General features: G+C 66.9%; 22 protein-coding genes and 1 tRNA gene. 11 read left to right on the plus strand and 12 right to left on the minus strand.

The window, feature by feature from the left end; genetic code table 11:
* Window positions 1-214: 214 nt before the first annotated feature.
* Complete coding sequence (locus tag ACIA76_RS07180) at window positions 215-511, plus strand: hypothetical protein (protein WP_397149518.1); 297 nt, start codon at window positions 215-217, stop codon at window positions 509-511.
* A gap of 60 nt (window positions 512-571) precedes the next feature.
* On the opposite strand, the gene ACIA76_RS07185 is transcribed toward ACIA76_RS07180, so the two are convergent.
* Complete coding sequence (locus ACIA76_RS07185; RefSeq protein ID WP_397149520.1) at window positions 572-1,105, minus strand: hypothetical protein; 534 nt, start codon at window positions 1,103-1,105, stop codon at window positions 572-574.
* Between the two features lie 214 nt (window positions 1,106-1,319).
* Window positions 1,320-2,810 (minus strand): amidase, encoded by a 1,491-nt coding sequence (locus ACIA76_RS07190; protein ID WP_397149522.1) that lies wholly within the window; start codon window positions 2,808-2,810, stop codon window positions 1,320-1,322.
* A gap of 116 nt (window positions 2,811-2,926) precedes the next feature.
* Between ACIA76_RS07190 and ACIA76_RS07195 the strand changes: the two genes are divergently transcribed.
* Together ACIA76_RS07195 and ACIA76_RS07200 are read left to right on the plus strand one after the other, a co-directional pair.
* The gene (locus ACIA76_RS07195; RefSeq protein WP_397149524.1) at window positions 2,927-3,532 is read left to right on the plus strand and encodes a TetR/AcrR family transcriptional regulator; all 606 of its coding nucleotides are present in this window, start codon (window positions 2,927-2,929) and stop codon (window positions 3,530-3,532) included.
* 179 nt (window positions 3,533-3,711) lie between these two features.
* Window positions 3,712-5,061: an alkaline phosphatase family protein gene (locus ACIA76_RS07200; protein ID WP_397150673.1), complete on the plus strand. Its 1,350-nt coding sequence runs from the start codon at window positions 3,712-3,714 to the stop codon at window positions 5,059-5,061.
* 26 nt (window positions 5,062-5,087) lie between these two features.
* Here the strand turns inward: ACIA76_RS07200 and ACIA76_RS07205 are convergent, their stop codons facing one another.
* From ACIA76_RS07205 to ACIA76_RS07215, 3 genes are all read right to left on the minus strand, one after another.
* Window positions 5,088-7,874 (minus strand): hypothetical protein, encoded by a 2,787-nt coding sequence (locus ACIA76_RS07205; RefSeq protein ID WP_397149526.1) that lies wholly within the window; start codon window positions 7,872-7,874, stop codon window positions 5,088-5,090.
* Complete coding sequence (locus ACIA76_RS07210) at window positions 7,874-9,673, minus strand: HSP90 family protein (protein ID WP_397149528.1); 1,800 nt, start codon at window positions 9,671-9,673, stop codon at window positions 7,874-7,876. Before ACIA76_RS07210 ends, ACIA76_RS07205 begins: the two co-directional genes overlap by 1 nt.
* An 85-nt stretch (window positions 9,674-9,758) precedes the next feature.
* On the minus strand, window positions 9,759-10,499 hold the full coding sequence (locus tag ACIA76_RS07215) for a class I SAM-dependent methyltransferase (RefSeq protein WP_397149530.1): 741 nt from the start codon (window positions 10,497-10,499) through the stop codon (window positions 9,759-9,761).
* Between the two features lie 158 nt (window positions 10,500-10,657).
* On the opposite strand from ACIA76_RS07215, the gene ACIA76_RS07220 reads away from it, so the two are divergent.
* From ACIA76_RS07220 to ACIA76_RS07230, 3 genes are all read left to right on the plus strand, one after another.
* Window positions 10,658-12,037, plus strand: a complete 1,380-nt coding sequence (locus ACIA76_RS07220; protein WP_397149532.1) for an MATE family efflux transporter — start codon at window positions 10,658-10,660, stop codon at window positions 12,035-12,037.
* A gap of 116 nt (window positions 12,038-12,153) precedes the next feature.
* Complete coding sequence (locus tag ACIA76_RS07225; protein ID WP_397149535.1) at window positions 12,154-15,534, plus strand: ATP-binding cassette domain-containing protein; 3,381 nt, start codon at window positions 12,154-12,156, stop codon at window positions 15,532-15,534.
* Window positions 15,535-15,567: 33 nt separating this feature from the next.
* Window positions 15,568-15,759 (plus strand): ferredoxin, encoded by a 192-nt coding sequence (locus ACIA76_RS07230; RefSeq protein ID WP_397149537.1) that lies wholly within the window; start codon window positions 15,568-15,570, stop codon window positions 15,757-15,759.
* Between the two features lie 82 nt (window positions 15,760-15,841).
* On the opposite strand, the gene ACIA76_RS07235 is transcribed toward ACIA76_RS07230, so the two are convergent.
* Window positions 15,842-16,972 carry a HoxN/HupN/NixA family nickel/cobalt transporter gene (locus tag ACIA76_RS07235; protein WP_397149539.1) on the minus strand — a complete coding sequence of 377 codons (1,131 nt, stop codon included), beginning with the start codon at window positions 16,970-16,972 and terminating at the stop codon, window positions 15,842-15,844.
* 122 nt (window positions 16,973-17,094) lie between these two features.
* Here ACIA76_RS07235 and ACIA76_RS07240 point away from each other — a divergent pair, with 122 nt between their 5' ends.
* Both ACIA76_RS07240 and ACIA76_RS07245 read left to right on the plus strand, forming a co-directional pair.
* A complete protein-coding gene (locus ACIA76_RS07240; protein ID WP_397149541.1) occupies window positions 17,095-17,538 on the plus strand; it encodes a Fur family transcriptional regulator in 444 nt (147 codons plus the stop codon).
* 171 nt (window positions 17,539-17,709) lie between these two features.
* Window positions 17,710-18,306 carry a DinB family protein gene (locus tag ACIA76_RS07245; protein WP_397149543.1) on the plus strand — a complete coding sequence of 199 codons (597 nt, stop codon included), beginning with the start codon at window positions 17,710-17,712 and terminating at the stop codon, window positions 18,304-18,306.
* 16 nt (window positions 18,307-18,322) lie between these two features.
* On the opposite strand, the gene ACIA76_RS07250 is transcribed toward ACIA76_RS07245, so the two are convergent.
* Window positions 18,323-18,784 carry a PPOX class F420-dependent oxidoreductase gene (locus ACIA76_RS07250; RefSeq protein WP_397149545.1) on the minus strand — a complete coding sequence of 154 codons (462 nt, stop codon included), beginning with the start codon at window positions 18,782-18,784 and terminating at the stop codon, window positions 18,323-18,325.
* 593 nt (window positions 18,785-19,377) lie between these two features.
* Between ACIA76_RS07250 and ACIA76_RS07255 the strand changes: the two genes are divergently transcribed.
* Window positions 19,378-20,169 carry an SAM-dependent methyltransferase gene (locus ACIA76_RS07255; protein WP_397149547.1) on the plus strand — a complete coding sequence of 264 codons (792 nt, stop codon included), beginning with the start codon at window positions 19,378-19,380 and terminating at the stop codon, window positions 20,167-20,169.
* Window positions 20,170-20,198: 29 nt separating this feature from the next.
* On the opposite strand, the gene ACIA76_RS07260 is transcribed toward ACIA76_RS07255, so the two are convergent.
* Window positions 20,199-20,435, minus strand: coding sequence for a hypothetical protein (locus tag ACIA76_RS07260; protein ID WP_397149549.1), 237 nt, complete (start codon window positions 20,433-20,435; stop codon window positions 20,199-20,201).
* Between the two features lie 288 nt (window positions 20,436-20,723).
* Here ACIA76_RS07260 and ACIA76_RS07265 point away from each other — a divergent pair, with 288 nt between their 5' ends.
* Window positions 20,724-21,266 (plus strand): GNAT family N-acetyltransferase, encoded by a 543-nt coding sequence (locus ACIA76_RS07265; protein ID WP_397150675.1) that lies wholly within the window; start codon window positions 20,724-20,726, stop codon window positions 21,264-21,266.
* Here ACIA76_RS07265 and ACIA76_RS07270 read toward each other — a convergent pair.
* A complete protein-coding gene (locus ACIA76_RS07270) occupies window positions 21,238-21,723 on the minus strand; it encodes a DUF6545 domain-containing protein (RefSeq protein ID WP_397149551.1) in 486 nt (161 codons plus the stop codon). The genes ACIA76_RS07265 and ACIA76_RS07270 overlap by 29 nt on opposite strands.
* 34 nt (window positions 21,724-21,757) lie before the next feature.
* On the opposite strand from ACIA76_RS07270, the gene ACIA76_RS07275 reads away from it, so the two are divergent.
* The gene (locus ACIA76_RS07275) at window positions 21,758-22,759 is read left to right on the plus strand and encodes an NADP-dependent oxidoreductase (RefSeq protein WP_397149553.1); all 1,002 of its coding nucleotides are present in this window, start codon (window positions 21,758-21,760) and stop codon (window positions 22,757-22,759) included.
* Between the two features lie 161 nt (window positions 22,760-22,920).
* Here ACIA76_RS07275 and ACIA76_RS07280 read toward each other — a convergent pair.
* From ACIA76_RS07280 to ACIA76_RS07290, 3 genes are all read right to left on the minus strand, one after another.
* Window positions 22,921-22,993: transfer RNA gene (locus ACIA76_RS07280), tRNA-Arg, on the minus strand.
* A gap of 67 nt (window positions 22,994-23,060) precedes the next feature.
* Window positions 23,061-24,530, minus strand: a complete 1,470-nt coding sequence (locus ACIA76_RS07285) for a flavin-containing monooxygenase (protein WP_397149555.1) — start codon at window positions 24,528-24,530, stop codon at window positions 23,061-23,063.
* 78 nt (window positions 24,531-24,608) lie between these two features.
* On the minus strand, window positions 24,609-25,748 hold the full coding sequence (locus ACIA76_RS07290) for an acyl-CoA dehydrogenase family protein (protein ID WP_397149557.1): 1,140 nt from the start codon (window positions 25,746-25,748) through the stop codon (window positions 24,609-24,611).
* Window positions 25,749-26,017: the final 269 nt, after the last annotated feature.

A 26,017-nucleotide genomic window follows, 5' to 3' on the forward strand; every position in this document is an offset into this window, starting at 1 on the left:
CCGTTCAGCATCTAAGCCTTGTCTCAGGCTCATGATCTACTATTCAACTACGTAGATGGGTCGCTATGCCGGTGGTGACCAGGGCACACGACTGCAGAAAGGCACTGTGGCCATGACGCGAAGTGTTCCGACGACGATGTCGGCACCGCACGGAGCTACTCGAACCAGTTCGTCAATGGCAATCGGCGCTCGTCGACGGATATCGGCGTTCGCCATGATTCTTCTGGCCGCCGCGGCCCTGACCCTCCAGGCGACCACCGCGGCGGCGGAACCCGATGCGCGCGGCGGTATTTCGAGCGGGGTCAATCAATCCACACCCTCGTTGGGAGATCACTTCGTCGACCCCGGGGGTTTACGGCACACCGACTCGAATCCTGCCCTGCAGGCCGAACATAACGAGTCCCGCCGCATTTACCATCGCGAGCGCATCCAGGATCTGGAGGGCCGCTATACCGATAACGATTCCGGTGGCGGCGGGGCGCTCTGCCGTCCGCATGCCAACTGGTGCTGATGTCGGCGAGCCGAGGGCCCTGTGCGACAACCGAACGGTTGTCGCGCAGGGCATTTCCCGTTACGTCAGGTTCCCGTCGCGACACAGCGAGCCTCGGCGCCAGGTGGGCTCGGGGCGTGGGCTGACCGCGTCGAAGCTCCACTCCGAGATCGGCGCGACGGCCTTCCAATAGATCCTGCCGTCGCGATTGGGGACGGCTTGGTAGATGTCGTCGGTGCCCGGGATCAGCTGATTGCCGGTGCAGTAGTCGGTGTAGCTGGTTCCGGGCTGGCGCGCGCCGCCGCTGAACAGGCCGGTGGGGTCGGTATACGCGCCGGGATTCGGGACGGTGCTCAGCTGGGTGGTCGCCGCGCCACGAAACCAATGTGGCCCGCCGAGGTTGTCGGTGCCGCAGGTGAAGGCGCGTCCGCCGGCCACGATCGGCGTCCCCTGGGGATGGGTGACGCCCGCCCACAGGCAAGCCGCTCCGGATCGGGTGACCGCCGTCCTGGTCTCGGCCTGTGCCGTCGCGGCCCCGAGGCCGACGGTCAGCGCCGCGACCGCGGGCAGGGCGAGGATCGCTCGTCGGGTGCGAAGCGCTGCGGTTCGTGCCATGGCGTCGTTGCCTTCCCATTCATCTACTATCTACGTACGTAAACAGTAGATGATCTTCCTGAGCGCCCGATGAGGATTCGATCCCAACCGGAAGCTCTCGGGCACCGAATACCTATCGGTGCGCCTCATCCTGAGGGGCGCACCACCTCGGGTACCGCGACCCCCTGTCCCGGCCTGTCGTCAACCGATTCGGCTGGGCACAGGGGGAGGCGGGTTACCGGCCCGCGGGTTCCGGCGGTTCGAGGTGCGCCCACGGGCTCGCGGCCTCCAGCTGCGCCGCGAGCTGCAGGAGGAGGTATTCGCTGCCGGGGGCGCCGATGAACTGGCTGCCCAGCGGCAGACCGTCCGGGGTTCGATACAGCGGCACGCTCATCGCGGGCCGTCCGGTGATATTGGCCAGCGGCGTGTACGGCGTGACCGCGAAGTTGGCGAGTACGAGTTCGCGGAAGATCCTGTTGTTGGTCATCGCCCGGCCCGCGCCGAGTCCGAGCAGCGGTCCGCCGAGGCGCTGGATCAGCTGCGGGGTGTCCAGCTCGCCGATGCGCGGCGGTGGCGCGGCGACGGTGGGGGTGAGCAGCAGATCGTAGTCGGCGTGCAGATCGGCCAGGGCCCGCGTGTAATCGTTCCAGCGTTCATAGGCCGCGACCAGTTCGGGTGCGGTCAGCGAGCGTCCGGCCGCGGCCAACATCCTTGTGTCGAAATCGAATCGGCGTTCCGGCACGCCCACATTGCGGCGGACCAGGTCGAGAACGGCGGCGGCATGGGCAGTCCAGACCGTGGTGAAGTCCGCGGCCAGCTGCCTGCCGTCGAATATCGGTGCGGCGTCGTCGATCTGGTGGCCCAGGGATTCCAGTAGCGTCGCGGTCTGCTCGACCGCGCGGATCGCCTCCCCGTGTACCGCGGTGCCGATGGGGGATTCGCGGCTGATGGCGATGCGCAGTCGGCGGGGGGCGTTGGTCACCGCGTCGGCGAAGCTGTGGCCGGGGCCGCAGTGGTAGTACCGTGCCCCGGGATCGGGTCCGGCGAGGATGTCGAGCATGACCGCGCTATCGCGGACGCTGCGCGACAGCACCCCGTCGGTCGCGAGGCCGTGCAGGTGGTCGCCCCCGGCGCCGCCGCACGGCACCAGCCCACGGCCGGGCTTGAGGCCGAACAGTCCGGTCCAGGCCGCCGGAATCCGGATCGAGCCGCCACCGTCGTTACCGCCGGCCACCGGGACGATGCCCGCGGCCACCGCCGCGGCCGAGCCGCCCGAGGAGCCGCCCGGGGTTCGGTCCAGATTCCACGGATTGCGGGTGGCACCGTAGGCCGAGGACTCTGTGACGCCCTTGATCCCGAATTCGGGGGTGGTCGTCTTACCGAAGATCACCAGTCCCGAATCGAGCCAGCGGCGCACCGCAATGCTGTGGCTCTCGGCCGGAATCCGTTGCAGCGAACGGGTTCCGGAGGCCGTCGGATATCCGGCGAAATCCTGCAGCAGATCCTTGATGAGGAAGGGGACGCCCGCGAACGGGCCCTCGATCGGACCCGCCGCGCGGGCCCGGCCGACATCGTCCATGAGCAGACTCACCGCATTGACCGCCGGGCCGACCTGTTCGTAGCGCGCGAGCGCGGCCTCGAGCAGTTCGGTGGGATGTACCTGTTTCTCGGCGACCAGCCGGGCGAGGCCGACCGCGTCATGGGCCCGGTATTCGTCGTATCGCATGGGCCCTCCTGGGCGTTTTCATCGAGCAGACCACCGACGATAGCAGTTCCATATGGTTTTGCAACCGATCGGTACGCCTATCTGAAATCAACGGCTGACCAGCTACGATGGCGGCGATGACCGAAACCCGTATCGATGGCCGCAAGCTCCGCTACCAGCATCGCCGCCCCGAGCTGCTGGAGGCGGCCACGGAGTATGTGCTCGACCACGGCGTGGCCGCGCTGTCGCTGCGCCCGATGGCGACGGCGCTCGGGGTCAGTCACGCGACGCTCATCCGGCACTTCGAGACCAAGGAGGGTCTCGTCGCCGAGGTGCTCGGCCGCATCCGTGCGGATTTCGAATCCCGTTTGCTCTCCGAGGAATCCGGCGATGCGACCACCGGATCCGAACTCATGCGCGGGATCTGGCGCCGCCTGTGCCAGCCTCGTGAACAGCGTCAGTTCCGCGTGCTGTTCGAATTGGCCGCCGCCGCAGGCTATTCGAGCATCCGCGGTACCGCCCTGCCCGACACCCTGATCACCGGCTGGCTCACCCTCCTCGAGGAATCGCTGCTGCGCTACGGCTGGCCCCGCTCGACCGTCGCACATGCCGCCACCCTCGTCCTGGCCCAGGTGCGCGGCCTGCAGATCGACCTCATCACCACCGGCGACCGCGACCGGGTCGACCACGCCTTCGAACTGATGCTCGGCATGCTGGAGCGCACGGGCCTGAGCGGACAATAGGGGTACGTCGAACGTGCTACCGCACGGAAACGTCGTGTTCATCCTGGACTCGTAGCGTGTTGTTTTGCCTGCTCGAGCGAGCGAAGGGACGACCGGTGAGCGAATCGGATACGGCCGCACGGGGTTTGACGCGGCGAAGGTTTCTCGGGGGTGCGGCGCTGGCGGCGGCGTTCGCGGCCATGCCGCCGAATGTGCGGCGGGCGCTGGCCGATCCGGTGGCGCCCAAACCGATCGAGCATGTGGTGCTCCTGATGCAGGAGAACCGGTCGTTCGACCACTACTTCGGGACCATGCCGGGGGTGCGCGGATTCGCCGATCCGCAGGCCCTGCACTTCCCCGACGGGACCTCGGTGTTCCAGCAGCCCGATCCGCAGAATCCGGACGGCTATACGCTGCCCTTCCACCTGGACACCTATCGCAACAGTGTGCAGAAGATCCCGTCCACCTCGCATGCCTGGGCCGTCCAGCACCAGGCGCTCAACGGCGGCGCGATGGATCAGTGGCTGCCCGCGCACCGCAGGGCCGACGGTAAGAACGGGCCCTATGTGATGGGCTACTACGAACGAGCCGATATCCCGTTCCATTTCGCGCTGGCCGACGCGTTCACCGTGTGCGATGCCTATCACTGTTCGGTGCTCGGACCGACCTGGCCCAATCGCATGATGTGGATGACCGGGACCATCGATCCCGACGGCAATGGCGGTGGCCCGATCACCGCCAATATCCCCGCGCTCGGCGGCTACAGCTGGACCACCTATGCCGAACGGCTCGAACAGGCGGGGATCAGCTGGAAGGTCTACAACGAGATCGATGACTACGGCCTGAACATGTTCGAACTGTTCCGGCAGTATGAGACCGCGCCCGCCGATTCCCCATTGCGCAGCAAGGGATTGGCCACCTCGCCGGTCGGGCAGTTCGAACGTGACGCGCAAACCGGGAACCTGCCCGCGGTGTCGTGGATTCTGCCCAATGCCGCCGCGAGCGAACATCCGGACTATCGGCCCGCCGACGGCGCCAAGTACATCGCCGACCGCATCAATGCCCTCGCCGCCAATCGGGACCTGTGGGCCAAGACGGTATTCATCCTGACCTACGACGAGAACGACGGCCTGTTCGATCACGTCGTGCCGCCGCTGCCGCCCGCGGGCGAGGCCGGTGAATTCGTGCAGGACGATCCGATCGGTGGCGGTTATCGTGTGCCGACCATCATCGTGTCGCCGTGGACCGCGGGCGGCTGGGTGGCCACCGAACGCTTCGACCACACCTCATGTCTGCGATTCCTGGAGTGGTTCACCGGCGTTCGCGAACCCAACATCTCCGACTGGCGTCGCCGCACCTTCGGCGATCTCACCTCCGCGCTGCGCCTGAACCAGCCCCCGGCCACTCGGCCGGTCTCGTTTCCCGGTGTGGACGCCGAGGTGACCCGGGCCGATGCGACCGATAAGTTGCCCAAACCCGTCGTCCCGGCCGATCCGCAATCCGAACCGGTCCAGGAGCCGGGCACCAAACCGCATACCGGGCCGCGCTGAATCGCTATCCGCGGTAGGTCTGAGGGTCATTGCGTGCGTTCGCGGGCCGCGGCGAGCGCATCGGACAGGATGTCGCGGACAGGATCGTCGGCCTCGGTTTCGGCGAGGGCCCGGCCCAGGACCTCGACGGCCCGGTCGGGATGGCCCAGCTCCAGCAGGATCCGGCCGTGCACCAGTTCGGCTCGCGCGGCGTTGCGCGTGGCCCGCAGCGCACGATATCCGGCGGCGGCGTCGGCCGCGTACCGCACGGCCTCCGCCGCGCGTCCGGCGTCGAACAGGATTCGAGAGGTGTTGTGGCTCAACCTCGCTCGATGCCAGGCGAGCAGATCCGGATCGGGATCGGTGGCTGCCAGCTCCCGCAGCGCCTGCTCGGCCTCGTCGAGAACGGTCAGCGCCTCGTCGAAGGCGCCGGTCCAGCGCAGTGACAGCGCCTCGCTGTAGCGGCAGTAAACGAGCCGGGCGATATTGCCCGCACGCTCGGAGGTCTCGCCCGCCTCGCGATAGCGCCCCGCGGCAAGCTCATCCCGGTCCAGGGCCTCGAGGAGGTCGGCGATCTCGGTCAGTGCGCGGGCCTCGGCATCGAGATCGCCAGTGGCCCGCTCGAATTCGATGATCTGCTCGTATACCGCGAGGGCCTGATCATCCTCCCGCATATCGCGATGCAGGTCGGCCAGCAGATATCGGCAGCGCTGCGCCGCAGCGTCCCGGTCGATGGCGATCAGCCCGTCGATGGCCTCCTCGGCGAGGTCGGCGGCGTCGAGGAGCTGTCCGATCGCGCGATAGGAGACGGCCAGATCCCATTGGTGCAGTGGGACTTCGGCGATGTCCTCCCGGACGCCGACGGTGACGGCGGTGAGCAGATCGCCGACGGCCTCGGCCGCGCGGCCGCACTGGTTGAGCAGCCCACCGCGCAATCCGTGCACCGCGACCCGCAGTTCGGCCGGGGCCCCGGCGGGCAGCGCCGCCAGCGCCTGGTCCGCGGCCGCGAGCGCGGCATCGGCGTCTCGTCCGGCCCGATGCAGTTCGGCCAGGCGATGGGCCGCGTAGGCGACCTGCAGCGGGATATCGGCCTGCCGGAATGCCGACAGTGCGAGCTCGGCCGCGCGAGTCGCCTCGGTCAGCGCCTCGGGATTGCCGATGGGCGGGGACATTCGGCGCTGGGCGACATCGCCGATCAGTACCGGATCGCCCGATGTCGCCGCGGTGACGGCCGCCTCGTCGAGGACGGGCCACATCTGTTCGAGCCGCTCGGCGAGGAACAGTCCATCGGCGAGCCGCAGTGCGCCCCTGACCCTTTCACCGAGATCGGCGTGCCTGGTCAGATGGTCGTGGGCGGCCCGCAGGAGCGCCAATCCGTCCTCCGTCGCGCCGCGCTCGCACAGGCATACACCCAGGCGGCCGAGATTGGCGTGGCGGCCGTTCTCATCGCCCGCGGCAGCGAATTCCTCGGCGGCCCGGCGGAATCCGGCCTCACTGAGGGCCGGATCCGGCTGCAGCTGGGCGCGCAACACGGTCGCCCGCGCGGCGAACAAGGGATCGCTCGGCGTACCCAGTTGCCGCACCAGGGTTTCGGCCGTCGCGAATTCGCAGCGGTGCAGCGCGGATTCGGCGCGCTCGACAAGTTCGGCGTCGGTGAGCCCGCCGGTCTCCGGTTCGCTCGCGGGCGGGGCCGGATTCGGCGGTTCGGGCAGCTGCGCGACGGCCGCCAGCGGCAGCCGATCCACGATCGGCTCGCGATCCAGCACGGCGCGTACGAGGGTGGTCTGATGTTCGGTGCCGTTGCGCCGATCGAATCGCGCGGCGATCCCGAGGGCCTGGGTCGCGAGCTGTTCGTGCAACTCGCGCGCGGTCGGTTCGGTGGCAGGGCGGTCCGCATGGGCCGGGCGACCGACGAGGACCGTCCCGTGTCCGGCCTCGACGACCGTGCGCAGCAGCAGTGCGGCCGATCCGGCGAATCGCATGGCGGCGAAGGGATTCGGCGCGCGATCCACCCAGCCCAGATGCCGGGTCAGCAGCTCGAGGCCGCGGGCCTGATTCCCGGACAGGGCGCAGAACTCGAGGTGCGCGCCGATATCGTCGAGGCTCTGCGGCCGGGTGCGCAGCACCCGGTAGGCCCGCCGATGTGCGGAGCGGGCCTGATCGAACTGTCCGATGCGCAGATAGGGCAGCAGCAGCGTGGTGAGGATGTGCTGCGGTTGTTCCTGGCAGTTCAACTCGCCCTGCAACACCGGCGCGGCCAGTGCGACGGCCTCCGCGTCGCGCCCCTGCTCGGCGAGATAGACGGTCTTGTTGGACGGATCGCAGCCCGCGCAGTCGGAGTTCTCGTCTCGCGGTGCGGTGCACCATTTTTCGAACCAGTGCTCGGCGGCCGCGTGGTCGCCGATATGCGCGGCCACCCGATGTCGGCAGGCGTAGACCGCATGAGGACTCTGGCCCTCGACCCGGTAGCGGCGCTCCATCTGATCCAATGCGGCGAGCGCCTTCTCCGCGGGCACCTCCGGAAAGTCGGTGAGGGCGTTCACCGCGTACTTGAAGTACCAGCGCAGACTGTGTGTCACCCACGGCTCGTAGGCCGCCGGATCGTGATCGTAGTCGGCCAGACAGCGCGCGAAGGGCACGAACAGCTTGGCCGGCCGCATCCCGAGGGTATAGGCCTCCACCAACCGCATCCGGGTCTCGAAGGCCAGCCGGTCGTGCGCACCTGCCTCGGCATGTCGCAGAATCTGTTCCAGCAGAGCGTCTTTGCTGTCACCGTAGCCGAGTTGATCGGCCTGGCCGAGCAATTGGCGCAGCTGGTCTTCGGAGTGCGACATCAGAGCGTGCCCTCGCTGTCGTGCACGGCCCAGTCGAGCAGGCCGGCGAAGGATCGGTTGAGCAGCGCGGTATCCACCGGTCGCAGCGGATGCTGGCCGAGCAGCAGCGCCTGAATGTAAAGCGCCTCGATCGCCATCGTGGCCAGCCGCGGTTCGGCGATGCCGGAGATCTTGCGCACCAACGGGTTTCGATGATTGAGCACCAGCTGCGGGCGGTCCGGTTCGGATGCGGTGTCGAAGGCCGAGAGCACATCGGCCCACAGCTCGTCGGTGATCGCCCGGGTGCTGCGCAGCTCGGCCCGGTGCTGGGTCTCGCGATCGAGCAGATACAGCGCGGCCAGCGAGGCGGGTTCGAAACTGCGCAGGACGACCTCGCAGTCGAGCCGGTCCAGCGCGCGCTGGGCCGTGGTCAGCAGCGGGCGCAGCGCCAGTTCGGTCGCCGGATCCACCAGATCCAGGCGCATGGCCAGTTCGCTCGGGTCGAGCCGTTCGACGCGAATGTCGCGATCGAGCACCGGTAGCCGCTCGAGTATGCCGGTGAGATAGGAATAGCCGCCGTTCACCAGGCCCAGGCCCTGCGCGCTGGATACGGCCGACAGCTGCCGGAACTCCTCGACCGAGGGCGTATAGCGCACCGAAGTGCCGAAGCGGCGGCGGAATTCGGCGAGCGGCAGGCGTCCGGCATTGGTCTCGACCGGCAGCCAGCGATCCACCAGCCGCAACATCTCGTCGTCGTGCAGGGCCAGGGCCTTGACGCCCAGCTGATGGACGTTCAGGAATTCCGCGAGTCCGGCCGGATCCGAGGTGGACAACTCGACCAGCCAGTCCCGGATCCGTGTGCCGAGGGCGTCGCGGGTCGCCTCCAGCAGATCGTTCTCGTAGAGGGCCTCGCGGCTGGCGGTCGGGCGCAGTTCGGTGGTGTCGATGACGCATCGGACGAAGAACGCCCACTCCGGCAGCAGTCCGGTCACGCTCTCCGCGATCAGCATGCGCTTGAGATAGACGCGATGCCCGGCCTTGGCCGCCGGATTGGCCGCATGCGGCAGTACGAAAGCCACACCGGTGACACCGGATTCGGCCCACGCCAGGTCGATGGTCGCGAAGGGCGTGTAGCCGAAGATCTCCTCGGCGTAGGCGGATAGCGCGGCCTCGCGGTCATCGTGGGTGGAATACCGTGTCCGCCAAGGCAATTCGGGCCGCGTGACGATCCGCCCGTTCACCAGGGCCTCGACGGGCAGCATGCCCCCGAACAGCGTGGCCAATTCGGTGACCGTGCCGCCGGTGACCCAGTGCTCCATGCCCTGGCGCGGAACGAGGATCACGGTGGTGCCCGGTTCGGCGCGCTGTTCGGCGGCCGCCACGACCCGATAGCTGCCGTCGGCCGAACCGATCCACTCCACCGTGCCCCCGCCGCGGGCCGAGCGGGTGATCACCCGGGCCTGGTCGGCGACGAGGAAGCACGACAGCAGCCCGATGCCGAACTGGCCGAGGAATTCGTGCCGGGCGAATCCGAGGTCGTCGCGTTTACCGCTGCGCCCGATGGTCGCCAGCAGCGCGTGTACCTCTGCCTCGGTCAGTCCGATACCGCTGTCGTGCACTCGAATACTGCCGTCGCCGGTGCGCTCGGGCGTCTCGATCCGCACCCGCGCGGGCGCCTGGGCGTCCACCGCCCGCCGCGCGGTGATGGCATCCACCGCATTCTGCAACAACTCGCGCAGATACACCCGGGGGCTGCCGTAGAGGTGGTGGCTGAGCAGATCGACGATTCCGCGCAGGTCGACCTGAAAGACTTGTTCCACCAACGCCTCCGAACGCCCTTTTTATATCGAACTCACTCTAGTCTCGGGCCGGACGGGCGTCGTCACGCTGATTTTCGGGTCCCGCCTATCTGATGGCGGCCACCATGGCGTCGCCGAGACAACGCCAGACCACACCCGCCTCCAGGAAGCCGGCCTCGTGCAGCCGGGCGATATGCCAATCGGCCGGATGGGTGTCGCCGCTGTCGTCGGTGCCGTAGATCGCTCGGCTGGCCGCGACGGCATCGGTCAGATTCGGGTCGGATTCGGCGGCCTCCCACCACCCGTCCCAATCCAATGCCCCGGCGCGCTCGGCGCGTTCGCGGTGCGTCCGCCGAATGGTCTCGTCCGCGGCGTACAGCAGGGGACGTCCCGATTCGGGCATATGGTCGGCGTTGAGGAAGACCCCGCCCGGCCGAAGCAGTTTCGCGAGATCGCCGTAGAGCCGCAGCAGCGGCTCGGTGGTGAGCCAGTGCAGCGCGGTCGCGGTGACGACGGCATCGAACGGTTCGTCCGGCATTCCGGCGGTCCAGTCGGGCGCGTGCAGATCGGCGGAGACGAGCCGGATCCGCGCATCATCGGCGAAGGAGCCGCGCGCGATCGTGAGCAGCGCCGGATCGAGATCGACCCCGACCGAGGTGGCCTCGGGGAGTCGCTCGAACAGGCGGCGACTGATACTGCCCGTGCCGCAGGCCAGGTCGAGTACGCGCGGCGCCGGGCCCGCGACGGCCTCTACGACATCGAGCATCACCCGGAATCGCTCCTCGCGATCGGGTAGATACAGCTCCTGCTGACGATCCCAGCTGACCTGCCACCGTTCCCAAACCATGCGTCCTCCTGGTCGAACGAATACACGGGGTGTAAGAGACTCGACGCGAAGCGCCTCCAGCTACTACAAGGCTATCTATACTGCTCGGGAGAATATACGGCAGTTCCATGCTCCACCATGCGTTTCCGGCTCGATCTGGAGTGAGTGGAGGTGGTGTCGTGAGTCGCCCCGAAGGTGGTCGTCTGACCACACTTGCCGCATTGGTGTCGGTGGCGCAGCTGGCCCAGGTCGCGGTGTCGACCACCGATGTCGCGCTGATGGGAACGCTCGGGGTGCGGCAGGTGGCCGCGGGTGGGCTGGCGATGTTGCTGTTCAATCAGATCCGCTCGCTGTGCGTCGGGTTGGTCACCGCCACCGAGAATCACGTCGCCGCGGCGGCCGGGCGGGACGAAAAGCAGGGTATTCCTGCGGTTTTCGATCTTCGCGAGGTTATGCGATCGAGCCTGCTGATCGCGACCGCCGCCGGTGGGGCGGGCGCGCTGCTGCTCATCGGGCTGGGGTGGACACTGCGCTGGCTCGGCCAGGATCCGCAGGTGCTGGCGGCGGCGCGGCCGATGATGACGGCACTCGCGCCGGGAATCGTGCCGTATCTGTGGTTTCAGACCCTGCGACTGTATTCGGTCGGCAGGCAGCGGCCGCAGGCGCAGGCGCTGGTGGCCCTCGGCTGGGTGGTCGTCAATGCCGCCTTGGCAACGGTTCTGATGCACGGCTGGGGGTTCGTGCCCGCGCTCGGGCTGCCGGGGCTCGGTGTGTCGACATCGATCGGCTATCTACTCGCAACGGTCGCGCTGTGGTCGGTGCTGCGGCACGATCGCGAACTCGGTGCGGCACTGTCGATTCGGATCCTGCCCGCGCCCCGCGCGATGGTCCGCACGTACCTCCGGGTGGGCGTCCCGATCTCGCTGACGTTCGGCTCCGAAGCGGGCATCTTCTCGGTGCTGGGCTTGCTGGTCGGCACCTTCGGCCCGGCCGTGCTCGCCGCCCACAATGTGGTCTCCCAGATCGTCTACATCGTGCTGCAGATCGCGACCGGCCTGGCGCACAGCGCGTCGACCCTGATCAGCTCCGCTCTGGGCGGTGAAAACCCTTCCCGCGCAAGCGCCTTGGTGCGCTCGGCCGTCCGCTGCGCAACCGTCGCCCCCGCCCTGAGCGCACTGCTCTACGTCGCCGCGCCCGGCCTGGTGCTACGCCCGTTCCTCACCGCCGCCGACCCCGAGGGCGCCGCGGCCCTCGCGACGGCCCACACCCTGCTCGCCGTCGCGGCCGTCTTGCAGTTCTTCGATGCCGGTCAAACTCTCGGCGTCGGCATGCTGCGCGGCGAGGGCCGCACGGCCCTGGCCTTCGGCCTCTCGTCCACGGGCTACTGGCTGGTCGCCCTGCCCGCGGCGCTATTGCTGGCCTTTCCATTGCATCTCGGCGTCGCGGGCGTCTGGTGGGGACTGACCGCCGGACTCGCGACCGCGGCCACCTTGATGATCCGCAGCACTCTGCTACGCCTGGGGCCGGTGAATTCCGCTGCGCGAGTTGCGCTGTCGTAATCGTAGAACATTATCTTGTGATGTAAGGCACATGTCGGGCATTGCACCGAGGGTCCTCGCTCGGAATGTTATTATCCGGGATTGGTAGAACGGGGGAATTCTCGGGGGGTTCTGCATTGTATTCCGCGTGTATAGGCCTGCTCTGGTTCGGCATCCCCAAGGGGCGCAAGCGTTCCAGCCTCACCTATGCCTCGCACTGGCGGCGATGGACCGGGGCCGCCCTGTTGGATCATCTCCATGAGAGTGCGCCCTCGCTGTATGCCGGGATCTTCGGCGCACTGCGTCGAGATCTGTTCCAGGCGATGCTTGCGATCGCGGTGAACGGGGTCACGGCATTCGGCGCGGCGATCGCCGTGCGGCATCTGCTCGCGCGATTGTTGAATGCGGACAGCACGCTGCCGCAGATCGTATTGCCGGGCATCTTATGTCTGGCCCTGACCTACATCGCCTGGCTAGCGCTCAACCACACCTTCTTTCGCTCCGAACTGATCGGCATCGCGGCCCGCGGCTATGTCGAACACCGCCTGCTGGTGGCCCGCGGGCCGCAGGGTGGTCACAACCTCGAGACGCTGTTCGAGCGGGAGGCGAGCCGGATCGAATCGGCGTGGTCCGGACTCGTCGTGGCCGTGCTGGCGCTGATCACCGTGGTGTACACCGCCGTGTTCTTCCTGATCACCCTGGGTGTGAGCGCGGTCGCGGCGCTGGTCGTCATCCTGCTCAGCTCGATCGTGGTCTCTCGGCTGGCGAAACGACTGGACGGCACCTACGGCCGATTGTCCGTGGCCTCGGCGCAGCGAACGACCGCCGCCACCTTCGCCCTCGGGAACCGGGTGCCGATGTGGCTGCGCAACTGGGATCGAGATCTGCTCCAGCGGTATCGGGGCAGCCGCCGATCGGAGGAATCGGCACTCGAGCGTGCGGCGTGGCTGATGGCCGCGGTGACCCTGATATCGGCGGTCACGCCGCTGGCCGCACTCCTGGGAGCGGCTCTATTGCAGCTGGCCCTGCTGGGCAGGGTCGATATACCGAGCATCCTGGCCGCCGTGGCCGTCGTGGGGACATTGCGGTCGGTGGCCAACGGCACGCCCGGCATCATCGGGGATATCGCTCGGGGACGTGCCGGACATCGCGCCGTGAGCCGATACCTCGTTATCGTCGAAACCAGCGTTCCCCCAAGCGAACCGCCGCCACTCACGGGACGGCATATCGCGATCGTCGGCGGCGCGGGGAGCGGGAAGACCACCGTGTTGTATTCGGTCGCCCGCGCGCGGGCGAATCGGGAAGTCCGGGTGCTCGTCATCCCCGACGAGCCCTGGATCGTGCCGGGTGACCTGCGGGAGAACCTGCTCCTGTTTCGTCGTGATCCCGGCGACGACGAGGTCGCCGACGCGCTGCGGGCCGCTCGACTGCCCGCTCGCTTCCATGACGAATACCGTGCCGCCGCGGACGGTGCGGCGGCGGCGAGCTGGAATGTGTCTCGCGGCCAAGGCAAACGGTTCGAGTTGGCGCGAGCGCTGCTGGCCCGGCCGGAGCTGGTGCTGATCGACCAGCCGACGGCGGGGCTGGATTCGGCTCTGGCACAGGGGTTGCTGGCCGATCTGCTCGCCGGTCCGTGGCGGGATACGTCCGTCGTGTACGTCACGGGCCGACCGGACGAACAGGCCGCCGCCGATGAGGTGTGGCATGTTGCCGACGGTGAGGTGCGCGAGGTTCGCCGCAACACCCGTTCGGCCGAGGACGCGCATCATGCCGCGCCGCCCATCGATGTCGACGATGAGGCCCTGCTGTCGCCCGAACCTGCCGAGATGCCGGTCGTGCCCGGGCGCGGTGCGCGCGGATCCATTCGGAAGAGCCTGTCGCGCTTCGGCATCCTGAGCGTCGTCTCGATGGTGCTCGCGCTCTTCGCCGGTCGCGAAGTGCTGAACATCGCAGGCGATTACCTCCTGACGAGCGGGACCCTGGTGATGAACCCCTCGGCCCCATTGTGGTTGGCCGCGGTCGTATTCGGCAGCGCCGTGTTATCCATTACGGGAACGGTTTTCGTGGTCGGACGGACTATCGGTGAGGCGTCCCGGCGGTGCGTCGGATACTTCGCGGACGTGATTCGGCCGCGCCGCGGCACCGAATACGCCGATGTGCAGGATGTGTACAGCCGACTCACCTGGGATCAGCGCCGAGTCGACGAAGTGCTGCCCGCACTACTCGTCGAAACACTCGGGGCCGCAACCCTTCTCGCGGTCACCACCGGCTACGTGCTGGCGAACAATGTGCTGGCCGTGCTTCCCGTGGCGGCGGTGGGTGTGGCGTGCTGGGTCGGCCTGCGGCGCTCGGACGAGGTGCTCCGGCGCTTCAACAGCGTGGAGATCGAGGCGACGGCGCGCGTGCTGGCCAGGGTCGCGGCGCTCGGCCAGGACGGGGGACGGTTCGCCGCGCACCCCGACCGCCGGGCCACGCTCGAATGGCTGTCCGCCTGGACCTCGGCACGGGCGTTCGCCTCGCTGGACAACTCCGCCGCGCGCCGGTGGCACAACTATCGGCTCGATCTGATCGGCATCGTCTTCGTCGGAGCCGTGATCGGCTCGTCGATCTACCAGCACACCGTCGGACATATCGGCGCGGCCGATGTGCTGGCACTGAGTCTGTGCTACAGCCTCATCGCGATCTTCGCCCGGCTCGGCCGCTGCCTGGTCGAGCTGCGGCAGATCCTCGACAGCGCGGACCGATTGGCTCCGCCGGAGCGATCCGGCACGGCGAGCGCTCCACCTCGCCCGACGCCGTCGGCCGAGCCGCTGGTCGCCTTCGACGATGTCACCTTCGTCCACGATCGCAACGGTCTGGTCGTGCTGGAGCGGTTCAGCGCCTCGTTCGATCCGGGTGAGGTCATCGTGATCACCGGAGAGAGCGGCATCGGCAAATCCACCCTGGCCCAGCTGCTGATCGGTGTGCACCCGCCGACGCGGGGCACGGTGCGTACGCTCGGCGTCGATACCGGATATCTCACGAGTTCCCATGGCCGCGAGGTGCATATGTTGACCTCGACGCCGGTGTTCAAGCCCGGGCGGCTCGCCGATCACTTCTCGTGCGGCGATCCCGTGGAACTCGAGGTACTGGCGAAACAGCTTCGGATAGAACACATCCTCGGCGCACTGCCATGCGGATTCGATACCGAGGTGGGGGCGGACGGCGCGCTCGATCTGAGCAAATCCCAGCAGCAGTGTCTCGCCTTGCTGGACATAGCTCTCGATCGGCCCGCGGTCGCGGTGCTGGACGAGGCCACCTCGGAACTGAGCGCCCCGGACGAGGTCGTACTGCTGCGCACCCTGATCTCCGCCGTCCCCGACACGCTGTTCGTCATCGTCACGCACAACATCCGGCTCGGTGAGATGGCCACACGCCGAATTCATTTCGCGGGCCGGCGGCGGGTGATCCTCACTCGGCCCTCGACACGCCGGAGGGCAGCAGAAGAGGGGGATTCCCATCGGCCGGAACCTCGCTAGGCTCGAACCGATCCACCTCTGAGAGTGAGTCCCATGAGAATTCAGGTCCGCAAGGAAGTCTGTGTCGGTTCCGGGCAGTGCGTGTTCGCGGCGCCGGATGTCTTCGATCAGGATGACAACGGGCTGGTCGAGCTGGTCGTCGCCGAGCCGGTCGCCGGACACCATGACGCCGTCCGCTATGCGGCGCAATTGTGTCCGGCGATGGCCATCGAAGTCGAGGAATGAGATGTCCGCGCCACCGCGCTGCGCGCCACCTATGAGGCGATCACCCACTGGCTCGATGTGAATTCCGGTCTGCTGGAAGGTCTCACCGACGTCCCGATGGTCCAGTCGGGCTGACAGCGCCCCATTTCTCCTCGATGCGGCAGAAACGCCAGATCAGCAGTGCCACAACCCAAGTGAGGACGAACAGGCCCACGATGGCGAAGCCGATGGCGTTGAGGTTCAGTCCGGCGATCCACGTCCAGAATCCGCCGCTCCAGCCGAGTTGACCGGCCAGCAGGCCGAGCAGTTCGATGGTGCCGATGATCAGTGCGACGGCGACCGACAGGGCCGTGATGGTGATGTTGTAGTACACCTTGCGGACCGGTTTGGCGAAGGCCCAGCCGTAGGCGAAGTTCATGAACGAGCCGTCGATGGTGTCCAGCAGGCTCATGCCCGCGGCGAAAAGGATTGGCAGGCACAGGATCGCGTACCAGGGCAGGCCCGCCGCGGCGGAGGTCCCGGCGAGCACGAGCAGCGCGACCTCGGTGGCGGTATCGAAGCCGAGACCGAACAGGAGTCCGACCGGGTACATCTGCCACGGTTTGGTGATCGACTTCATGACGCCGCCGAGCAGGCGGTTCATGAATCCGCGGTTGGCGAGCTGGTTTTCGAGTTCGGCCTCGTTGTATTCGCCGGTGCGCATGCGCCGGAACACGCGCACGATGCCGAACAGGATGACGATGTTGATGATCGCGATGACGTAGAGGAACGTGCCCGAGACCGTGGTGCCGATCAGTCCGGTGTAGTGATGCAGCGCCGACGAATCGTCCTCGACCGGACCGGCGATCGCCCGCACTCCGATCGAGAGCAGCACCGCGAGGCCGAACACGATGGTGGAATGGCCGAGGGAGAAGAAGAATCCGACCGACATCGGGCGGCGGCCGTCGTTCATCAGTTTGCGGGTGGTGTTATCGATGGCCGAGATGTGATCGGCGTCGAAGGCGTGCCGCAGCCCGAGGGTGTAGGCGGTGAGGCCGACGCCGATGCCGAGGGTTCGGTCGCCGAGGTCGAAATGCTGGGGCGCGACGAAGGCGGCGAGGGTGACCCAGCCGACGATATGCAGGCCGATGATGACGGCCGCCATCGAGGCGATCGAGGTCCATTCGCGCGGGGACAGCGCGTCACGAATCGTGGACAGGGCGGGCAGCCGTCCGGTTGCAGTCGTGGTTGCCATTGCGCGATACCTCTCCCACGCCGAACGAGCACATTCCACGATAGGCGTCCCGGCCGCCAGTTGCAGTTGATTGGCAACAACGGCAATGGCATTCGCCGGGTCCGGCGCGGCACACTGGCGTCATGGCGGACAACCGGTACGGACGCACCCTGTTGAGCGAACATGGGCTGCGGTGCACCACGCCGAGGTTGGCCGTGCTGGAGGTGCTCGATCGGTCCCGGCACGCGGGCCATCTCACCGCCGCCGAGATTCATCGGCGTCTCGACGACGAGGGTCGGCGCATCGATCTCACCACCGTCTATCGCACCGTCTCGACCCTCGTGCGCAACCAGGTGCTGCACACCCTGATCATCGACGAACGCGTCGTCAGCGTCGGGCTGGCCGATCGCCCGCACCACCACGCGATCTGCAACCGCTGCGCCACCGTGACCGAGGTACCCGCCGCCGCGCTGAGCGAGGCCGTCGCCTACGCCAGCGCGGGCAGCAACTTCCTCCTGCCGAACACCGCCGCGCTGACCCTGCATGGGCTGTGCCCGCGATGCCAACGCGAGTTGCGGCCGAATTGAGCCGGGCGGCAGTCGATATCAGCGTAGGGCGACCCTGCCGGCCGCCGACCGTGACAGCCTGCGGGCCGGGCTCCTGCGGGAGATGGCGTCGATCCGGGCGTATCTCGATCAGCCCGCCTGATGGCGAAAGGTGTTGTGCCGCTACCACATTATCGTGGCAGAGTGCTCGATATGACCGACTCCGACCTGAAAACCGACCTGCATCGTTATCTGCGCTCCGCGCGCGAGGCCGTGTTGTGGAAGCTCGACGGCGCCTCCGAGTACGACGTGCGGCGGCCCATGACACCCACCGGCACCAATCTGCTCGGGCTGGTCAAACATCTCGGCAGGGTCGAGTTGGGCTACTTCGGGGACACCTTCGGCCGGCCCTACGACGAACCCACCGCCGCACAGGATTTCGAGACCGATCCCACCGCGGATATGTGGGCCACCGCCGAGGAATCGCGCGAGGACATCATCGGGTTCTACCGCAGGGCCTGGGCGCATGCCGACACCACGATCGATGAGCTCGACCTCACCGCCGAGGGTTCGGTGCCGTGGTGGCGGGAGGAGCACCGGACCGTCACGCTGCACCGAATCCTGGTGCATGTGACCGCCGAAACCAATCGGCATGCCGGACATGCCGATATCGTCCGCGAGCTCATCGACGGCACCGCGGGCCTGTTCTCCGGCAACGACAACATGCCCACCAGCGACCCGGACCGGTGGCGACGCTATCGAGCCGAGCTGGAGGACACCGCGAAACAGGCCGCCGGGCTCCGCGACTGAACGCACCCGTCCGGCGTCAGTCGGCGAGTTCGGGCGGGAAGCCGCCCGCCGCGACCGGTCCCCAGCGTTCGATACTGATGCGCAGCAGCGACTTGTTCTGCTGTGCCATGGCCTCGCGGTACTCCGCCCAGTCGGGATGTTCGCCGGAGATCCCGCGGAAGTACTCGACGAGACCGTCGAGAGCCTCCGGCATGTCCAGGATTTCCGCGTTCCCGTCGACCTGCACGTAGGGACCGTTCCAGTCGTCGGACAGGACGCAGATCGACACGCGGGGGTCGCGGCGCGCGTTGTGGACCTTGGCGCGGGCTGGATAGGTCGACACCACGATGCGGCCCTCGGGATCGAGACCGCAAGTGACAGGGGATAATTGAGGGCGGCCGTCCGCTCGGGTGGTGATCAGCACTCCCCGATGGCGAGTGCGAAGGAATTCCAGCAGTTCGGCTCGTTCGACCGCGTCGGCGGTGGCGATACGTGGCATGGTCGGGTTCCTATCATGTCGATGCCCGGCGACGGGTCGCCCTCGGCGGACAATACGGCAATGAGACTGATCGCCGCTCCTGATCTCGATCGATACACCGGTCAATGACTGGCGGGCGCATCCGCCACGAGCCGCGAGCAGCGGGGGCTTCGGCAGTTCCTGCCAGCCCAGGACGCCGCTGTAGAAGGCTCGTTGCTGGGCTTCGCCGCCTGCCGGGCATCCGACCTGTATGTGATGAATCATGTTGTCAGCCTAGGGCTTTGGATGGACGGAACCGCATGATCTGTTGCGGCCGTTGATATTCCGCGTCCGCCCGTCGCACCGGCACCGCAAGGTATAAACAAGGCAAATGGGGCCGCTTGGATGACAGCGCCCGCAGCGCGTACAGGAAAGTGCCTCTACTGGGTCTTTGCTGTCGAGAATTCGTCCGCTGCGAGTTCTGTGAGTCTGGCATCCTGAGGGGAGGCGATCGTCCGAAAGCAGCTGAGAGGCAAAGGTTCGGCACCCACAGTTCGGCGCTCGGGCCCCGGGCGGATCGCCGCAGACCTGTCGAGGCAGAACAGCACGCGCCGTGATGATGAAGGGAGGTGCGGGTGGTCGAGAGCAGGCCGGCGCCGGAAGGCGTCGATCCGTTCACACCGAACGTCGCCCGGATCTTCGACTACATGCTGGGCGGTAAGGACAACTACGAGGTCGACCGCATGGTGGCCCAGCGCATGCTCGAGGTCGCCCCCGACACTCGCCTGACGGCCTGGTTCTGCCGCCAATTCCTGATCAAGCTCACCGAGATCGCCGGCGAAGCAGGCATTCGCCAATACATCGACCTCGGCGCGGGAATCCCGACCACCCCCGCCGTGCACGAGATCGCCCGCAAAAAAGACGCGTCCGCGCGCGTGGCCTTCGTCGACTACGACCCCGTCGTCTACGCCCACGCCAACGCCATACTCGCCGGTGAGACCGGCGTGACACCGATCCTGGCCGACATCCGCCACATCGACGACCTGATCACCCGGCTACGGACCGACGCACAGATCGACTTCGCCCAACCCGTCGCCATCATGATCATCGGAGTCCTGCACTACCTCATGGACGACGAGCATCCGGCCGAGATCATCGCGCGACTGCGCGAGGTGATGGCGCCGGGCAGTTACCTCGGTTTCAGCCATGCCTCGGTCGATACCAACCAAGCATTCGTGAAGACGGTCGACGAAGTCACCACCGGCGGCATCGCCGAAGTCCGGTACCGGACCGTCGCCGAAACCACGGCCCTGTTCGACGGATTCGACCTCCTCGCCCCCGGCATCGTGCCCCTGCAGCAATGGCTCGACAACGAACTCCCCGCCACCGGCCTGGTACTGCTCGGCGGACTCTGCCGTAAACCGTAGGACAACCCCACCCCCGTGCTCCAACCTCTTCAGGAATCGCGATTCTTACTGATAGCGAATGGGTGTTGGTTGGTCCAGCCGTTGACCACAACGAATGGGTCACCCGGCTGAATTTCGGTGGACAAAGTGGCATGTCCGCAGGTCAACCGGTCGAAGTAGCGGACCTCGAAACTCAATTCATGCTTTCCGGCGCTCGGCAACTCGATCGACGTGTCGGTTTTCCAGGCGATCCGTTTGAATTCCGATCCGTCGACCGAGAAGTACACCCTGGTCAAAGTGTAAAGCACCCATGCGTTTACCGGGTGCGCTTTCACTACCACGTGGAATGTGGAACTATTGGACATGGACTCCGGCCCCCTGGCAGTCATTGATAGTATTCCCTGTCTTCCGTTTTGGCGTTATGTGTATTTCTGGAATGCCGAGCACAGCCGAAGTGGACGTCCTCATCGCGCGCACCCAGCCTCAGCATCCCCGAATCGACCGTCCTCCGGCACGGGTGCGTGAGGCAGACTGTTGATGCGAGATCATTTGTATAGGAGGAGAACCCGTTGACGGTGACGTTGCGACCCCTCGATGAGTCGGACGGCGATACGCTGACCGAACTGATCAGGCGTAACAGGGAATTTCTGCACGGTTGGATGCCGGCCGGTGATATGTCGGACGACGAGAGCGCGGCCTGGGTGCGCGATCTCATCACCGGGCGCGGGACCGGGGACAAGTGGTTCGGCCTCATCGAGCTGGACGGCCGGGTCGAGGGCGCACTGAGCATGCGGGTCCAGCACGGGATCGTCGGTGCGGCGACTCTCGGCTACTGGGTGTCGGAGCATGCCAACGGCAAGGGAGTGGTGACTGAGGCCATTCGGCAGTGTCTGGACATGGCGTTCTGGGAGATGGGTCTGCACCGGGTAGAGGCGTTTGTTCGCGAGGACAACCACGGTTCGCGTCGTGCGCTGGAAAAGAACGGCTTTCACCGGGTCGGTCTGTCGCGCGGGCATATGCATATCGCTGGGCGGTGGTGGGACATGATCTATTTCCAGAAGATTGCTCCCTGGGATGACGGGGTCCGCCTTACCCCGCCCGCTGACCGAGCGCGGTGAGGTCTTGTACCGACGTCGACCGTGCGGTCCGGCGTATCGCCGAGTAGGCGTGTCCCACCCGAACCAGCCAATCGATATCCTCGTCGAGGTCGGTGGCCTCGAGTCGTTCCAGCCGGCTGGCACCGGACTCTTCGTCGGGGGTTTCGCCGGCGGACTTGGCCTCCAGGGCTTCGTATAGCGATGAGGCGGCCGCGGCGGCCAGCTGTGTGATGTCGTCCTCGGCTGTCCCGCGGTTGTCGGGGAGATACGGACGCAGGGCTCGCCAGGAATCGCGAATCTCGATAACACGCCTGCCGAGCAGATAGCGCAGTTCACTGGTGCGGAAGTACGAATGCCACGCGGTCCTGCTGTCGCCGGGCCCGGGTCGAGAAGTTGCGCGGCGAGGGGAATTACCGGATTCGGTTCCGGTGGTGCGTATGTCGGATCGGCCGGGTTCGGAGGCACCGGTCGCGGCCACCGCCTAAGGTGCGTTGAGCGACAGGAAGGGTGTCATGACCGTCAAAGCTGCAGCGATCCAACTGGTGAGCAGGCCGATCGGTGCGCCGACGACCGGCAATTTCACCACCGTCGATGTCGAGATCGGATCGCCGCGGCCTGGGCAGGCGCTGGTGGAGAACGTCTATCTGTCCGTGGATCCTTATATGCGCGAGCTGATGCACGAAGGCTGGGAGTTCGACACCTTCCTGGAGGGCCGGGCGATCGGCCGGATCATCGAATCGGCCGATCCGCGGCTCACCGTCGGTGATTGGGTATCTCATCGCCGGTCCTGGCGGACGCACGCACTCGTCACTGCCGATGAGATCCGGGTATTGCCCGGCATCGATGGGCTGGATGTCACGAACTACCTCGGCGCGCTCGGCGGTACCGGCCTCACCGCCTATATCGGTCTGACCCGGATCGCCCGAGTGCAGCCCGGCGAGACCGTATTCATTTCGGCTGCCGCCGGGGGCGTCGGTGTTGCCGCCGGTCAACTGGCGCGCCTGCTGGGTGCGCATCGGGTCGTCGGTAGTACCGGGTCGGCTCGTAAGGCGCAGTATCTGACTCGCGAGCTCGGATTCGACGCTGCCTTCGACTACCGCGACGGTGATCTGCCCGGGCAGCTGGCCGAGGCCGCTCCGGACGGTATCGATATCTACTTCGACAATGTCGGTGGCGATCACCTGGAAGCCGCCATCGGCAGCATGCGCGAGCACGGCAGGATCGCGTTCTGCGGCGCCGTGGCGCAATACAACGACCTGTCCAATCCGCCGTCCGCACCGCGCAACCTGTTCGATCTGGTCGAGCGGAGTATCCGGCTGGAGGGATTCATGGTCCGCGACTACTACGACGTGCAGCCCGAGCTGGAGCAGTTCCTGATCCCGCACATCCTGGCCGGTCGGGTGCGCAGCCCGCACACCATCGTGGACGGATTCGACCGGATGATCGAGGCGTTCGTGGGAATGCTGCAGGGCGAGAATCTCGGCAAGATGATCGTCCGGGCCGCCGCGGCCTGACAGCCACAACGCTTGTGCGGACACCGCGGCGTAGGAGTTGGTGCCCCCGGCAGGAATCGAACCTGCGACCTGCCCTTTAGGCGATGGTTACAGCCTCTAAGTGCCCCCGGCAGGAATCGAACCTGTGACCTGCCCTTTAGGCGATGGTTACAGCCTCTAAGTGCCCCCGGCAGGAATCGAACCTGCGACCTACCCTTTAGGAGAGGGTTGCTCTATCCCCTGAGCTACGGAGGCTGGGCTTGGGCGGAGTTTACCCGGTGGGGGAGGGAAAGGGCGCATCGTGGGGTCGGGTGTTCGGTGATCAGTGGGGTTCGGGTGTGCTCTCGTCGTAGTCGGCGGGGTCGAAACGTCTTGTCTTCCAACGGAACAGGATCGTTGCACCGGGCCAGTTGTTGGTGATGCGGCCCGATGCGTTGCGGTACCAGCTGGAGCAGAAGTTCCAGGGGGTGTCCTGCAGGCGCCGCTGTAGCCAGTCGTCCCAGGACTGTTCGGCGGTGGCGCGGGCGGCGACGGATCGGCCGGGGCGGTCTGCGAGATAGCGCGCGGCCTGGCGGATGTAGCGGGCCTGCGATTCGAGCATGTAGATGATCGAGCCGGAGCCGACGTTGGTGTTCGGGCCGTACATCAGGAACAGGTTCGGGAAGTCGGGTACCGATATGCCGAGGTAGGCGCGGGCGCCCTCGGGGGACCACTCGTCGGACAGCTTGCGGCCGCCGCGGCCGTAGATGTTCATGGGGGCCAGGAATTCGGTCCCCTTGAAGCCGGTGCCGAAGATGATCACATCCACCTCGTGCTCCAGACCGTCGCCGGTGCGGATGCCGGTCGGGGTGATCGCCTCGATGGCGGTGGTCTCCACGGTCACGTTCGGCCGCGTCAGGGCGGGGAAGTAGTCGTTGGAGAACAGGCCGCGCTTGCACCCCGCCGCGTAGTCGGGGGTGAGTTTGCGGCGCAGCTCCTCGTCCGGAACCTGTTTGGCGCGATGGTGATCCGCGAGCGCGATCACCGGGTACTTCAGCCACGGCACATCGGTCAGCGCCAGCGCCAGCAGGTCGAAGGTGGCCCAGATCAGAAACCGCTCCGCCAGGCGAGTGGGCGGCACGTATTTGAACAGCGCGTGATGCACGGGCGTGTACTCGGTATCGGGCTTGGGCAGCACCCACGCCGCCGACCGCTGGAACAGCGTCAGATGCCCGACCCCCGGCGCGATCTGGGGAATGTATTGGATCGCACTGGCTCCCGTGCCGATGCAGGCCACGCGCTTACCGGTGAGATCGACGCTGTGATCCCATTCGGCCGAATGGAACGACGGTCCGGTGAAGGTGTCCAGGCCGGGGAGATTCGGCATGGCCGGACGCGACAGCTGGCCCACCGCGGAGACCAGGATATCGGTGGTCAGCGTCGCGCCGTCGGCCGTGCGCACCTGCCAAACACCATGGCGCTCATCGAATTCCGCATCGGTCACCTCGGTGCCGAAGCGGATCTTCGACGGTAACCGGTACTTCTCGGCGATCGAGCGCATGTACTCGTGGATATCGTGCTGCAGCGAAAACCGCCGCGGCCAATCCGATTTCGGCTCGAACGACCATGAGTACAGCGGCGACGGGACATCGCAGGCCGCGCCCGGATAGGTGTTCTCCCGCCACACCCCACCGAGATCGCCGGCCTTCTCCAGGATCGTGAAGCTCTCGATCCCGGCGCGCCGCAGCTCCAGCGCCAGCCCGAGCCCCGCGAATCCGGCGCCGATGATGAGGATGGACGGTGTGTGACTCATACCTCGAGAGTATGACCGTCCACCTGCTACATCGAAGAGATCAGCGGCCAGGAATCGAGATTTCCGGCCAAGATGGAGTTACGTGGCGAGACTGCGCGCGATGACCAGCCGCTGAATCTGATTCGTCCCCTCGAAGATCTGCATGACCTTGGCCTCGCGCATATAGCGCTCGACCGGGAAGTCCTGGGTGTAGCCGTAGCCGCCGAGGACCTGGACCGCGTCGGTGGTGACCTTCATGGCGGCATCGGTGGCCACCAGTTTGGCCACACTGGCCTGGCGGGAGTAGGGCAGGCCGGCGTCGCGGCGGCGGGCGGCGTCGAGGTAGGTCGCGCGGGCGGAGTCGACCGCGGCGGCCATATCGGCCAGGACGAAGCCCAGGCCCTGGTGGTCGATGATGTGGCGGCCGAAGGCCTCACGGTCGCGCGCGTAGGCGACCGCGTCGTCGAGGGCGCGCTGCGCCAAGCCGGTGGCGACCGCGGCGATGCCGAGCCGTCCGGAATCCAGGGCGCTGAACGCGATCGAAAGTCCCTGTCCCGGTTCGCCGATCAGTCGCTCGGCGGGCACCAGGGCGTCGTCGTAGGCGGCGGTGGTGGTCGGGACGGCGCGCAGTCCCATCTTCTCCTCGGGCCTGCCGAACGACAGTCCCGCAGTGCCCGCGGGCACGAGGAAGCACGAGATTCCGCGCGAGCCCTCGCCCGTGCGGGCGAACAGCGTGTAGTAATCGGCCTTGCCCCCGTTGGTGATCCACGCCTTGGCTCCGGTGATCCGATAGCCGTCCTCGACCGCGGTGGCCCGGCAGCGCAGCGCGGCCGCGTCCGAGCCGGCGTGCGGTTCGGATAGGCTGTAGGCGCCGATCATGCTGCCGCCCAACATCTCCGGCAGCCAGCGCTGTTTCTGCTCATCGGATCCGAAGACGAACAGCGGATGGCACGACAGACTGTGCACGCTGACCGCGACGGCGACCGCCGCCCACCGCGCCGCCAGCTCCTCGAGCACCTGCAGATACACCTCGTAGGGTTGTGCGCCGCCGCCGAACTCCTCCGGATACGGCAGGCTCAGCAGGCCCGCCGCGCCCAGCGCCCGGAACGCCTCGGCCGGATAGGTCTGCAGCCGCTCGTACTCGACGACATTCGGCTCGAGCACCTTGTCGGCGATCTCGCGGGTCAGCTCGATCAGGTCCCGGGCCTCGGGGGTGGGCAGCATGCGTTCGACGGGCATGGTCGTCCTTCCAGCGGGGGTTCTCCCCACGAACTGTAGGTGGATCGGTCGCGTGTGGAACCGGACGGTTGTGAACACCGATGTTCGCGGTTGACTGGACAACCGACTGGTTCGCACCTAGTATTGCGCACTGATCGTTTTCTCCAAATGGCCTGTCTCGGTGCGCATTTGGTGCTTACGGCGGTGCCGCAGGGGGTATCGCCGCGAGCGGGAAGTGCACCGAGCGGTCTGCCGACCGGGCGCCGCACGTCGGGAGCGCCCCTCGGCAG

This window comes from Nocardia sp. NPDC051570 (assembly GCF_044454005.1).
Taxonomy (GTDB): domain Bacteria; phylum Actinomycetota; class Actinomycetes; order Mycobacteriales; family Mycobacteriaceae; genus Nocardia.

Coding starts and splice junctions, on each gene's coding strand:
- ACIA76_RS07235 (WP_397149539.1), bottom strand. CDS start 16,972: ATGGCAACCACGACTGCAACCGGACGGCTGCCCGCCCTGTCCACGATT.
- ACIA76_RS07240 (WP_397149541.1), top strand. CDS start 17,095: ATGGCGGACAACCGGTACGGACGCACCCTGTTGAGCGAACATGGGCTG.
- ACIA76_RS07205 (WP_397149526.1), bottom strand. CDS start 7,874: ATGTCGCACTCCGAAGACCAGCTGCGCCAATTGCTCGGCCAGGCCGAT.
- ACIA76_RS07230 (WP_397149537.1), top strand. CDS start 15,568: ATGAGAATTCAGGTCCGCAAGGAAGTCTGTGTCGGTTCCGGGCAGTGC.
- ACIA76_RS07290 (WP_397149557.1), bottom strand. CDS start 25,748: ATGCCCGTCGAACGCATGCTGCCCACCCCCGAGGCCCGGGACCTGATC.
- ACIA76_RS07245 (WP_397149543.1), top strand. CDS start 17,710: ATGACCGACTCCGACCTGAAAACCGACCTGCATCGTTATCTGCGCTCC.
- ACIA76_RS07250 (WP_397149545.1), bottom strand. CDS start 18,784: ATGCCACGTATCGCCACCGCCGACGCGGTCGAACGAGCCGAACTGCTG.
- ACIA76_RS07185 (WP_397149520.1), bottom strand. CDS start 1,105: ATGGCACGAACCGCAGCGCTTCGCACCCGACGAGCGATCCTCGCCCTG.
- ACIA76_RS07285 (WP_397149555.1), bottom strand. CDS start 24,530: ATGAGTCACACACCGTCCATCCTCATCATCGGCGCCGGATTCGCGGGG.
- ACIA76_RS07190 (WP_397149522.1), bottom strand. CDS start 2,810: ATGCGATACGACGAATACCGGGCCCATGACGCGGTCGGCCTCGCCCGG.
- ACIA76_RS07275 (WP_397149553.1), top strand. CDS start 21,758: ATGACCGTCAAAGCTGCAGCGATCCAACTGGTGAGCAGGCCGATCGGT.
- ACIA76_RS07180 (WP_397149518.1), top strand. CDS start 215: ATGATTCTTCTGGCCGCCGCGGCCCTGACCCTCCAGGCGACCACCGCG.
- ACIA76_RS07200 (WP_397150673.1), top strand. CDS start 3,712: ATGCCGCCGAATGTGCGGCGGGCGCTGGCCGATCCGGTGGCGCCCAAA.
- ACIA76_RS07215 (WP_397149530.1), bottom strand. CDS start 10,499: ATGGTTTGGGAACGGTGGCAGGTCAGCTGGGATCGTCAGCAGGAGCTG.
- ACIA76_RS07195 (WP_397149524.1), top strand. CDS start 2,927: ATGACCGAAACCCGTATCGATGGCCGCAAGCTCCGCTACCAGCATCGC.